Annotated in this window: 9 protein-coding genes; 1 reads left to right on the top strand and 8 read right to left on the bottom strand. The window is 68.3% G+C overall.

Annotated features, from left to right (window positions below):
• Nucleotides 1-110: 110 nt before the first annotated feature.
• Nucleotides 111-2,906 carry a bifunctional [glutamate--ammonia ligase]-adenylyl-L-tyrosine phosphorylase/[glutamate--ammonia-ligase] adenylyltransferase gene (gene glnE / locus G4G00_RS20380; RefSeq protein WP_164276141.1) on the bottom strand — a complete coding sequence of 932 codons (2,796 nt, stop codon included), beginning with the start codon at nucleotides 2,904-2,906 and terminating at the stop codon, nucleotides 111-113.
• 412 nt (nucleotides 2,907-3,318) lie between these two features.
• On the opposite strand from glnE, the gene G4G00_RS20385 reads away from it, so the two are divergent.
• Nucleotides 3,319-4,836: an acetyl-CoA hydrolase/transferase family protein gene (locus G4G00_RS20385; RefSeq protein WP_164276145.1), complete on the top strand. Its 1,518-nt coding sequence runs from the start codon at nucleotides 3,319-3,321 to the stop codon at nucleotides 4,834-4,836.
• A 96-nt stretch (nucleotides 4,837-4,932) separates the two neighbouring features.
• Here G4G00_RS20385 and G4G00_RS20390 read toward each other — a convergent pair whose 3' ends face one another.
• The 7 genes from G4G00_RS20390 to G4G00_RS20420 all read right to left on the bottom strand — a co-directional run bounded on the left by G4G00_RS20390 (nucleotide 4,933) and on the right by G4G00_RS20420 (nucleotide 11,186).
• A complete protein-coding gene (locus tag G4G00_RS20390) occupies nucleotides 4,933-6,294 on the bottom strand; it encodes a VOC family protein (protein WP_164276148.1) in 1,362 nt (453 codons plus the stop codon).
• 178 nt (nucleotides 6,295-6,472) lie between these two features.
• Complete coding sequence (locus G4G00_RS20395) at nucleotides 6,473-6,961, bottom strand: hypothetical protein (protein WP_108751965.1); 489 nt, start codon at nucleotides 6,959-6,961, stop codon at nucleotides 6,473-6,475.
• 31 nt (nucleotides 6,962-6,992) lie between these two features.
• Entirely contained in the window at nucleotides 6,993-7,742 is a 750-nt protein-coding gene (locus G4G00_RS20400) for an HAD family hydrolase (protein ID WP_108751964.1), read from the bottom strand.
• A gap of 93 nt (nucleotides 7,743-7,835) precedes the next feature.
• A complete protein-coding gene (locus G4G00_RS20405) occupies nucleotides 7,836-8,258 on the bottom strand; it encodes an EF-hand domain-containing protein (RefSeq protein WP_108748269.1) in 423 nt (140 codons plus the stop codon).
• A 227-nt stretch (nucleotides 8,259-8,485) separates the two neighbouring features.
• Nucleotides 8,486-8,857, bottom strand: a complete 372-nt coding sequence (locus G4G00_RS20410; RefSeq protein WP_164276151.1) for a hypothetical protein — start codon at nucleotides 8,855-8,857, stop codon at nucleotides 8,486-8,488.
• Nucleotides 8,858-8,992: 135 nt separating this feature from the next.
• Complete coding sequence (locus G4G00_RS20415) at nucleotides 8,993-9,712, bottom strand: M15 family metallopeptidase (protein WP_164276154.1); 720 nt, start codon at nucleotides 9,710-9,712, stop codon at nucleotides 8,993-8,995.
• A complete protein-coding gene (locus G4G00_RS20420; protein ID WP_164276157.1) occupies nucleotides 9,639-11,186 on the bottom strand; it encodes a serine hydrolase domain-containing protein in 1,548 nt (515 codons plus the stop codon). Before G4G00_RS20420 ends, G4G00_RS20415 begins: the two co-directional genes overlap by 74 nt.
• Nucleotides 11,187-11,247 lie beyond the last annotated feature (61 nt).

Genomic DNA, 11,247 nt, shown 5'->3' on the forward strand with positions numbered 1-11,247 from the left:
TGACCCGGTAGTGGCCAACCTTGGTTGGCCTGCGGGTTCCGCGTGTGCCAACCAAGGTTGGCACCTACCAAGCACGGGTTCCCCATAGCGGCCTCCCGGCCGGCCGCGCATCACGCGAACGGCAATCCGGCGGCCACGCACGCGGCGGTAATCACGCTGCAGGCGTCTTCTATCGCGGGGGTGGGCGGGGCCAGGCGTGGGCGGCGATCCAGCGTGCAGGCCAGGCCGACATCCAGCAGCGCGGCATGCGCGCCCTGCAGTTGCTGCGCGGTATCGCCAGGCAGGAACGCCGCCGCGGCCAGTGCATCAATCAGCGAGGGCGTGTCGCGCGGCTGCAGCAGCGCGGGCTGCTGTGCGCTGCGCGCCAGTACGCCGGTCTGCAGCAGGAATTCCAGATCCACCACGCCACCGCGCCCCTGCTTCAGGTCGAAGCGGCCGGCATCGCTGCGGTCCACTTCGCTGCGCATGCGTCCACGCATCTTCAGCACGTCGGCATACAGGGTGTCCGGGTCGCGCACGCGGCCCAGGGTCTGTGCGCGCACCTGTTCGAAATCGGCCAGCAGGCTGGCATCGCCGGCCACGCCGCGCGCGCGCACCAACGCCTGGTGTTCCCAGGTCCACGCGCGTTCGCGCTGGTATTCGGTGTAGCTGGCCAGCGAGGACACCAGTGAGCCCTTGCCGCCGTCGGGGCGCAGGCGCACGTCGATGTCGTACAGGCGGCCGGCGGCGGTAACCGCACCCAGCAGCGCCATCACCTTCTGCGCCAGGCGCGCGTACCAGCGCCCCGGTTCCAGCGGGCGCGGGCCATCGCTGGTTTCCACGCCGGCCGGGTGGTCGTGCAGGAACACCAGGTCCAGATCGGAACCGAAGCCCAGTTCCAGCCCGCCCAGGCTGCCGTAGCCGATGATGGCAAAGCGCCCGCCGGGCACCTGCCCGTGGGCGGCGTGCATGTCAGCCTCGGCCAGGGCCAGCACGGTCATCACCACCGCCTGCGCCAGCTCGGCCAGTTGCCGGGTGCTGTCCACCGCGCCCTGGCGGCCGTCCAGCGTGGCCATGGCCATACGGAAGCTGAGCGCCAGGCGCGTTTCGTTCAACCAGCGCAGCTGCGATTCGGGGTCTTCCACCGGCAGCACCTGCCGGCATTCGGCCAGCATGCCGGTGAAGGCGGGCATCGGCCCGGACACGCGCACATCCAGCAGTTCGTCCAGCAGCAGCGGGTAGGCGGCCAGGCGTTCGGCCAGCAGCGCGCTGCGCGCCAGCACATCCACCAGCCGCGCCAGTGCGCTGGGTTGTTCGTCCAGCAGTGCCAGGTAGCTGGTGCGGCGCAGGACCGCCTGCAGCAGGCCCAGCACGCGCTTCAGCGCGGCATCGGGCTGCGGCGAACGGGTGGCGGCATGCAGCAGCGCCGGCAGCACGCGATCCAGGCGCGCACGGGCGTTGTCAGAGAGCGCCTTCACCCCGGCGCTCTGGGCGAAATCGCGCAGCGACTGGTCGGCGCCGTTGGCATCGAAGAAACCGGCCTCGGCCAGCAGTTCCGCATTGCTGCCCTCGGGCAGGCTGCGCCAGTAACTGGCCAGCGCATCGGGCGCGGCCTGGCCCTGGCGCGGCGCCAGCAACGCAGCGAATTCGGTACTGACCCGCTGCTGCTGTTCGGCCAGCGCGGCGCACAGTGCGTCCCAATGCGGGTAGCCCAGGCCCGCAGCGATGCGCTGGCGGTCCAGCGGGTCGCTGGGCAGCACGTGGGTCTGGGCGTCGCGCAGCATCTGCAGGCGGTTTTCCAGCCGGCGCAGGAACAGGTAGGCCTCGCGCAACGCCGCGCCATCGTCCGGGGCAATCTGCCCGGCGCTCACCAGCGCCTGCAGCGCCACCAGCAGGCGGCGCTCGCGCAGCACCGGTTCGCGGCCACCGCGGATCAACTGCAACGCCTGGCACAGGAATTCGATTTCGCGGATGCCACCGGCGCCGCGCTTGATGTCTTCGTGCAGCTCGCGCCGGGCGACTTCGGCGGTGATCGCTGCCTTCATCTCTCGCAGGCCGTCCAGCGCGGTGAAATCCAGGTAACGCCGGTACACGAACGGGCGCAGGCTCTGCAGCCAGGCTTCGCCGGCGGCGATATCGCCGGCCACGGTGCGCGCCTTCAGCCAAGCGTAGCGTTCCCAGTCGCGACCTTCGCGCTGGAAATACTGGTCCATGGCAGCGAATGACAGCGCGACGCGGCCGGCGCTGCCAAACGGGCGCAGGCGCAGGTCCACGCGGTGGCTGAAGCCATCGACGGTGGTGTCGTCCAGCAGCTTGGCCAGGCGCTGGCCGAGGCGGGCGAAGTATTCCTCGGCGGCCAGCGGGCGCGGGCCGTCCGATTCGCCGCCGTGCGGGTAGGCGTAGACCAGGTCGATATCCGAACTGAAGTTGAGTTCGCCGCCGCCCAGCTTGCCCAGGCCGAACACCACCAGCTGCAGCGGCTGGCCATCGGCATCGCGCACCACGCCGTGGCGCTGGGCGAATTCCTGCTGCAGCGCCTGCAGGGCCAGGCGCAGGCAGTCTTCGGCCAGCACGGTGGCGCCGGCCAGGGTCTGCGGCACGTCGTCCAGGCCGGCCAGATCGCGCCAGATCAGCCGGGTGGACATGGCGGTGCGCCAGCGCCGCAGCTGCGCCGACCAGTCGCTGGGTTGCAGCGGGTCGAGCACCGGCGCCGGCACTGGCGGACAGCCCGGCGCGGCCAGCTGGGCCAGCAGGCTGGGTTGGCGCACCAGGGTGTCCAGGGCGAAATCGCTGGCCACGGCCAGCTGCGCCAGGAACGGCAGCCGTTCGGCGGCGATGGGCTCGGGCACGGCCTGGGCCAGGCGCGCCAGGGCGCGATTTACCAGGGGCTGCAGGGAAGCGGGCACTTCGGCGGGGGCAACGGTCATGCCCCGATTCTCGCGGGGCCGGATGTCTTTGCCAACGGCTGGCATGGCAGCGGGGTCGGATCCCTTTGCCGGCGGCAAAGGGCTCTGACCCCAAGGGGACGAGGGTTGCGGTGGGGTCGGAGCCGTTTGCCGTTGGCAAAAGGATCCGACCCCGCCCCTGCGTATTCAGCTTGGGCGTTGGGCAATAAAAAAGCCCGCTTGCAGCGAACTGCCAGCGGGCTCTGCTCCCTCCCCCACGTCGGGATGCAGGGCCATCGTGCGGGCTGCGGGCGGACAATGCACGCTGCACTGCAAAACAAAACTGCTGGGTATGGTAGCCACGGCCCCGGAAAAGCCATTCCACGAAGGTAGAACGCCCCGTACCGGGGGGGATGGCCGATAATCGAGCTTTCCCCCCAGAAACACTGTCGTCATGTCTGTTGATCGCATCGCCAACGCGCGTCTTCGTGACCGCGTGGTCTCTGCCGAGGCCGCAGCCGCGCTGATCCAGCCCGGTGAAACCGTGGCCATGAGCGGCTTCACCGGCTCCGGTTACCCCAAGGCCGTTCCCGTGGAACTGGCCCGCCGCATCGAAGCGGTGCACGCCCAGGGCAATCCCTTCCAGATCAAGCTGATGACCGGCGCCTCCACCGCGCCGGAGCTGGATGGCGCGCTGGCCAAGGCCGATGGCATCGCCATGCGCATGCCCTTCCAGAGCGACCCGGATGCGCGCAACCGCATCAACGAGGGCAAGCTGGATTACATCGACATCCACCTGAGCCACGTGGCCCAGCACGTGTGGTTCGGTTTCTACGGCGAGATCGACACCGCGGTGATCGAAGTGTCGGCCATCCGCGAAGACGGTTCGCTGGTGCCGTCCACTTCGGTGGGCAACAACAAGACCTGGCTGGACCTGGCGAAGAAGGTGATCGTCGAGGTGAACGAGTGGCAGCCGGCCGGCGTGGATGGCATGCATGACATCTACTACGGCACCGCCCTGCCGCCGCACCGCAAGCCGATTCCGCTGGTGAACGCCAACGACCGCATTGGCGATACCGCGCTGCGCTGCGACCCGGACAAGATCGTGGCCGTGGTGCGCACCAACGGCCCGGACCGCAACAGCCCGTTCAGCCCGATCGATGGCACCAGCGAACAGATCGCCTCGCACCTGATCGAATTCCTGAAGCACGAAGTGAAGAAGGGCCGGCTGCCGCCGAACCTGCTGCCGCTGCAGTCGGGCGTGGGCAATATTCCCAACGCCGTGCTGGCCGGCCTGGCCAAGAGCGGTTTCCGCGACCTGGCCGCGTTCACCGAAGTGATCCAGGACGGCATGCTGGACCTGTTGCGCGACGGGGTGCTGAGCTATGCCTCGTGCACCGGTTTTGCTCTCAGCCCGCAGGCCAACGAAACGTTCAAGGAACACATCGATTTCTACCGCGAGCGCATCATCATGCGCACGCAGGAAATCTCCAACCACCCCGAACTGGTGCGCCGCCTGGGCTGCATCGGCATGAACGGCATGATCGAGGTGGATATCTACGGCAACGTGAATTCCACCCACGTGATGGGCACGCGCATCATGAACGGCATTGGCGGTTCGGGTGATTTCGCCCGCAATGGCTTCCTGTCGGCGTTCCTGAGCCCGTCCACGGCGAAGAACGGCAGCATTTCGGCAATCGTGCCGATGGCCAGCCACGTGGACCACACCGAGCACGACGTATCGGTGATCGTGACCGAACAGGGCCTGGCCGACCTGCGTGGGCTGACCCCGCGCAAGCGCGCGCAGGTGCTGATCGACAACTGCGCGCACCCGGATTTCCGCCCGCAGCTGCAGGATTACTTCGACCGTGCCAGCCGCGAAAGCTACGGCAAGCACACCCCGCACCTGCTGCCCGAGGCGCTGTCGTGGCACCAGCGTTGGCTGGATACCGGCACGATGAAGGGTATGTAGCGTCGAGCCATGCTCGACTGTTTTTCCGTACAGCCGAGCATGGCTCGGCTCTACAGGGAGCGGTAGCGCCGGGCCATGCCCGGCGGTTGCCCTGCATCAACCGCGCAGCGCCGCCAGCGATTCGGCCTGCAGGCGCTCGTAGATCTCGAATTCGTCATTCACCGCCACGCCCAGCGCCTGCTCGAAGGCCTCGCGGTTGGCGTGCGCGGCATAGGCGCGCTGTTCCTCGCCGCCCAGGTTCGACTGGAAGATGCCCGCGGCGCTGACCGGCAGGAAATCTTCGTAGACGATCGGGTCGGCCGTGGCCAGGCCCGCCGCCACCAGCACTTCGGCCGGTAGATCGGCCACGCGCTCCGGCGCAGCACGCCCGGCCTCGGTCAGCTGGTAACGGTAGTAGCCCAGGCCTTCCTGGCGCAGGGTGTCATGGTCGTCGGGGAAGCTGGCGAACACCGCCTGCAGGCGCTGGCCGTAGTCGCCGCCGGTGCTGCCGGCACCGCCAGCGTCGCGCGCCTGCGCCAGCAGCTGGTCGTACAGCGCGCGGCCCTTCGGGGTCAGGGCCAGGCCGCGCTGCTCGATCTCGCCGAAGCGCGCGGTGTGGGTGCCGGCGTCGCCGCCTTCCGCATCCGGGAAATGCACGGCCTCTTCCAGTGCCTTGAAGCTGGTCTGCCGCAGCAGGATCGGGCAGGCGCGGCGCGGCGGGCCCTCGATCACCGCCTTGGCGGCCATGCCCTGTTCGATCATCGCGCCCTGCGCCGCATCGATATCCAGCGTGCGCGGGGTCAGGTGGTTGATATGTGGGCCACGGAAGCTGACCACGTCGGCCACCAGCCGGTGCGCGTTGTGCAGGGCGTGGTAGGTGGGCAGATCCACGGTGGCATCGCCGTGCCAGCGGAAGGTTTCCAGCGCTTCGGCCACGAAGCGTTCGGCATCGGCCTGCGACAGGCCACCGTCACGCTCGGCCTGGTCGATCAGCGCCAGCGCGCCGTCGGTGAAGATGCGGCGGCGCTCGAGGATGCGCGCGGATTCGGCGCGCAGGGTAGCGTCTTCGATCAGTTCCAGCCGCAGCAGCGAGGTGAACACGCGGAACGGGTTCTGCGCCAGCGCGGCGGCCGTCAGTGGGCGGAACGCGGTGGAATGCACCGGCACGCCCGCCACCGACAGGTCGTAGTAGCCCACCGGGTACATGCCCATGACCGCGAACAAGCGGCACAGGGTGGCCAGTTCCTGCACCGTGCCGACGCGGATCGCGCCATGGCGCTCTTCGTCCAGGCGCGCACGTTCATCGTTGCGCTGCAGCTGCGCGGCCAGGGCCGGGTCTTCTTCCAGAACCTGCGTGTTGATGCGCTCCACCAGGTCCACCAGTGCGCCGTACAGCGGCACTTCGGTGCGGTACATGCGGGACATGGCCTGGGCGAACAGGCGGCGGATCAGATCAGGCGAAACGAAAGAGGCGCTCATCGGTTACTCGATCACGGGAACGGGGAACAACGCGAATGCCTATTGTCGCCGCAGCGCGCGGCCGCGGCGAGACGCACAGCAGCATGACGGATATCGGTAGCGCCGGGCCATGCCCGGTGGACTGCTCTGCTTTGGTAGGTGCGAACCTTGGTTCGCACTCGCCGGGTATGGCCCGGCGCTACCGGCCCAGCTGGCGCTTCAGGGTGGCATCGAGGGTGATCGGCCGGTCCCAGTGCTCGAAGCTGGCCACCACGGCGTGGCGCACGGCGCGCACGTGCAGGTTGGTCGGCTTCACCGGCATGCGCTCGACCACCGCTTCCCAACCGCCTTCCGGGTTCTGGCTGAAGGCACGCACGCTGTCGCGGCAGGTCTGGCCGCTGGCCTTGGCCCAGAAGCATGCGAAGTAGATATCGCCGGCCTGCCAGCCATGGGCGGTGAACAGCGCGCTGACATAGGCGCGCGGCACGTCGGCATAGCGCGAGACTTCGTCCAGGAAGGCGTCGGGGTAGCGCTCTGCGTAATGGTTGATGTCCTGCAACTGGGCATCCAGCCAGCTGTCGCCGCTGTTCACTTCATAGGCCGCCGAACGTTCGGCGGTCTGCTGGGCCAGCACGGTGGCCGGCACCAGTAGCAGGATCGACAGCAGCGCGCGCAGGATCAGGTTCATGCCCCGATTCTGCCGCAGCCGCTGCGCCCTGTCAGGCCGCGGTGGCCTTGGCCTCGATGGCGGCCAGCGCGGCCGGCCAGTCCCAGGCGGTATCGGCGGTGACCATGCGCGGCTCGTCCTCGGCCACGCCGTGCTCGGTTTCGTGGGCCCAGGTAACCGCGTACGGGGTATGGATGCCCCAGCCCCCCAGGGTGACCACCGGCTCGATATCCGAACGCAGCGAGTTGCCGACCATCACGAACTGCGAGATCGGCAGTTCGAATTCGGCCAGCACGCGGGCGTAGGTCTGCGGGTCCTTCTCAGACACGATCTCGATGCGCGGGAACAGATCATGCAGGCGGGCGACATCGATCTTCGCTTCCTGGTGGAACAGATCGCCCTTGGTGATCAGCACCACCGGGTAGTGTTCGGCGATGGCCGCCACCGATTCGCGCACGCCGTCGATCAGCTCGACCGGGTGGCGCAGGGTGTCATGGCCAATGTCCAGGATGCGCTGGATGTCCTTGGCTTCGATGCGCTGGCCGGTGATGTCGATGGCCGCTTCGATCATCGACAGGGCCATGCCCTTCACCCCGTAACCGAACACGCCCAGGTTGCGCTGCTGTACTTCCAGCAGGTGGCGCGCGGTGCGGGTGTCGTGCACGTCGATGTAGCGCGACAGCAGGTCCAGATAATCCTGCTCGGCCTTGCGGTAGTAGTCCTCGCTCTTCCACAGCGTATCGTCACCGTCAAAACCGACCAGGCCGATGGCGCGCGACGGCGCGGGCATGGAGGTGTTCATCGCACAAGGATACAGGCCCCCGGCACGCAGAAAAAACCCGGGCGGCCGAAGCCGCCCGGGTCCCCATGCACCGGTTGTCCCGACGGTGTTGGATCAGCGGCCCGGCGCGGCGTTGCCACCGGCCGCGGCGCCCTGCTGGGCCGCCACGTAGGCCTTGTATTCATCGGGGCTCAGTTCCCCGTCCTTGTTGGCGTCGGCCTGGTCGAACACCTGGGCCAGGCCCGCGTTCACCTGCGCCTCGGCCTTGCTGATGGTGCCGTTGCCATCGGTATCGATGCTGGCCCAGGTCTGGCCGCCGCCACCGCCACCGCTGGCCTGCGCCGACGCTGCGGCCGCCGCGTTGCTGGCCTGGTCAGCGGCCTGGCCGGCCTGTGCCGCCGACTGCTGGGCCTGCGCGGCCTGGTTCTGTGCCTGCGCGGCCTGCTGCTGGGCGGACTGCGCCATGGCCGGAAGGGTAAGCAGGCTGCCAGCAGCAACGACCAGGGCGATCAGGGGCTTACGGTTGCGAATCGTCATAGGGGATGTCTCCTTTGGGTGGTGTTGCGCGGCCTGTTGTTTCCGCACGGCACCTACCCTGCCACCCCGTTTCTGAATCGATTTTGCGCCGCGACCGGCGCCACCACGCGGCATTAACCACTGCGCCATGCACATGCTTTAGCGCAGTGGTTAGCGCGAAGTGAGCGGCTCATAAGACGCGCATTCAGCGCGCGCGGATTTAACCTGCAGGCAACGAAAAACCTGCGTCAGTCGACGTTCTGCGCGGATGACCGCGAACTGAACACGATCCATCCCAGCGCCACGCCGGCAAGCGCGCCGGCGATTTCCAGCACCACCCGGCTGCCCAGTTCGTTGGGATCGTGGATGGTGGACAGGAAGATGCGCGCATACAGCGGCGACTCCAGCCGCACGATGCCCATGTAGAACAGCTTCCAGATATCGATGCTGGCGCCGATGATCACCGCCAGCACGCACGAAGCACCGATGGCCTGGTTCACCGAACCGCCCAGGCCGCGCACCACGCGCAGCATCAGCAGGTACATCAGCAGGCCGACCAGCAGGGCGATGCCGCCGGCTTCCAGGGTGCCAAGCAGGCCGAAGTGCAGCGGAAGGTTCATGCGGGCGCGCGTGCGGGGAGAGGCGGCCAGTGTAATTCCATCGGCAGGGCTGCGCCCTGCACCCCTGTAGAGTCGAGCCATGCTCGACTGAAGCAACTGGACGGCCATCGAACACCATCCACGCGTGGCGTGGATCTACTGCACGGGGACGTCGTAGGCGGTGCCGGGGTCCGGTTCGGGCTGCAGGGTGTAATGCCACCATTCCTGCGGGTAGTTGGCGAAACCGTGCCGGGCCATGGCCTGCAGCAGCTGCTGGCGGTTGCCGCGCTGCGCCGGGGTCAGCCCCGGTGTTTCGGTATGCGCGCGCACGCCGAAGAAATCGAAATCGGTGCCCATGTCCATCACCACGCACGCGCCCGTGCGGCAATCCAGCAGGCCCATGTCGACGGTGGCGCCACGGCTGTGGCCCGAACGCTCGGCGATGTAGCCGTCGGCCAGCAGCTGCGGCTTGTCCAGGTCTGGATACTGCAGGGCCTTGCGCGATTGCTCACGCGGATCGTGCACCCAGGCCATGAACGCCTGTACCGCCCGCACGGGCCGGTAGCAGTCATACACGCGCAGGCCATAACCGGCGCTGCGCAGGTCGGCTTCCACCTTCGCCAGCGCCTGCGCCACCGGTGCCAGCAGATAGCAGGCCGGCGCCTGATAGCCCGGCACGGGGGCGCCGGTGAAGTTGTTCGCGCCGGCATAACGGATATCGAGCTGGATCTGCGGCGACACGGTGCGGATCTCCACCAGCCCCGCCGCCGCAGCATCAGTGGCCGTGGAAACACGCGGCGGCTCAGCCGCGCGGGACGTCGCCGCCGCTGTCAGTGCAATCGCCAGTGCGAGTGAAATGCAGATCCTGGAAGTCATAGCTGAAGTCGATCTCGGGGTCGATGGCACGCAGGTCCAGCGTTGGCGGCGCGCCGTCGCCCGGCTGCAGCCATGCCTGTGCCTGCGCACCCAGCGTATCCCAGTGCAGCAGCCAGCGCCCTTGCACCTGCTGCACGCTGGCCTGCAGCTTCGGTGATTTTTCCACGGCAAAGCGCAGCCCCTTCGGCCCGGAGCAGAGGGACGCATTGCCCAGCCAGGGATCACGATAGCGGCCCTGCCAGCGCGCCAGGTCGTCAGACGTAGCCGCGCGCGCGCCGGCGGTGGAGGGCCGCCCGCCAGCGCTGGCCGCACGCACCGCGCGATCGGCGGCCAGTTCGGCCAGATAGCTCATGGCAGAGGCGGCCTGCTCGGGCGCGGTGTAGCCCTTCAACATCGACTGCATCAGCGCGGTGCGTGCATCCTCGCCTTCGCCGTTGATCAGCATCACCACGCCCACCTTGCGGTCGGGCAGCAGTGCCAGCGAGGAATACATGCCCGACAGGGTGCCGGTGTGCGCCACCTTCCACTGCCCGTCCATGTCTGACACCCGCCAGCCATAGCCATAACCGTAGAAGTGCGCGTTGTCCCAACGGCGCTGGCGTTCGCCCAGCGGCATGGGCATGTGCAGGGTCCACAATGTGCGCCGCTGCTCGCTGCCCAGCCAATCGGGCACCAGCGCCGGGTCCAGCAGCACCTGCATCCAGCGGGTCATGTCAGCCAGCGAACAGCGGATGCCACCGGCGGCCATCGAGGTCAGGTCAGGGCTGCGCGCGCCATCGGCGTTGACCACCACCGGTTGCCCATCGCGAACGGCATGCGGCTGCGCCACGTTGCCCACGCGCGTCACCGACCACGCACCCACCTGGCAGCGCCGCATGCCCAGCGGCTGGAACACCTGTTCGCGCAGCAGCTGGTCATAGGGCTTGCCGCCGGCGGCGGCGGCCACTTCGCCGGCCACCACATACATTAGGTTGTCGTAGGCATAGCCACTGCGGAAGCTGCTGACCGGTTTCAGGTGGCCCAGCCCGGCGATGATGTCGGCGCGGGTGTAGGCATTGGGCTCGGGCCACAGCATCAGGTCGCCCGCACCCAGGCCAAGGCCGCTGTTGTGGATCAGCAGGTCGCGCACCTGCATGTGCTCGCCTACCCAGGGGTCATGCATGCGGAAGGCAGGCAGGTACCTGCGCACCGGGTCATCCCAGCGCAGTTTTCCCTGCTGCACCAAGCGGGCCAGCAGGGCGGCGGTCATGGCCTTGCTGTTGGACGCGATCTTGAACAGCGTGTCTTCGTCGATGCGTCCACCATCGCCGCGTGCGCCCTGGACGTAGCGGTAGGCCACGCGGCCGTCTTCCACCACGGCCAGGGCGATGCCCGGCAGGTGCTCGTGCTGGACCACGGCGGCTACGTCGGCATCGATGGATGCGGTGCTGGTGGCCTGTGCGTGGACTGCCGGTGCCAGTGCCAGCAGGGCCATGCCGGCGTAACGCCGGCAACGGCCCCGCACGCGGTGTCGCGTACCCTGCGAAGCGCAGTCG

The sequence above is a fragment of the Stenotrophomonas sp. B1-1 genome, assembly GCF_010894375.1.
Taxonomy (GTDB): domain Bacteria; phylum Pseudomonadota; class Gammaproteobacteria; order Xanthomonadales; family Xanthomonadaceae; genus Stenotrophomonas.

Excerpts from the sequence above, each read along its gene's own strand:
- glnE (WP_164276141.1), bottom strand. The coding sequence starts at position 2,906 with ATGACCGTTGCCCCCGCCGAAGTGCCCGCTTCCCTGCAGCCCCTGGTA.
- G4G00_RS20385 (WP_164276145.1), top strand. The coding sequence starts at position 3,319 with ATGTCTGTTGATCGCATCGCCAACGCGCGTCTTCGTGACCGCGTGGTC.
- G4G00_RS20390 (WP_164276148.1), bottom strand. The coding sequence starts at position 6,294 with ATGAGCGCCTCTTTCGTTTCGCCTGATCTGATCCGCCGCCTGTTCGCC.
- G4G00_RS20395 (WP_108751965.1), bottom strand. The coding sequence starts at position 6,961 with ATGAACCTGATCCTGCGCGCGCTGCTGTCGATCCTGCTACTGGTGCCG.
- G4G00_RS20400 (WP_108751964.1), bottom strand. The coding sequence starts at position 7,742 with ATGAACACCTCCATGCCCGCGCCGTCGCGCGCCATCGGCCTGGTCGGT.
- G4G00_RS20405 (WP_108748269.1), bottom strand. The coding sequence starts at position 8,258 with ATGACGATTCGCAACCGTAAGCCCCTGATCGCCCTGGTCGTTGCTGCT.
- G4G00_RS20410 (WP_164276151.1), bottom strand. The coding sequence starts at position 8,857 with ATGAACCTTCCGCTGCACTTCGGCCTGCTTGGCACCCTGGAAGCCGGC.
- G4G00_RS20415 (WP_164276154.1), bottom strand. The coding sequence starts at position 9,712 with ATGACTTCCAGGATCTGCATTTCACTCGCACTGGCGATTGCACTGACA.
- G4G00_RS20420 (WP_164276157.1), bottom strand. The coding sequence starts at position 11,186 with ATGGCCCTGCTGGCACTGGCACCGGCAGTCCACGCACAGGCCACCAGC.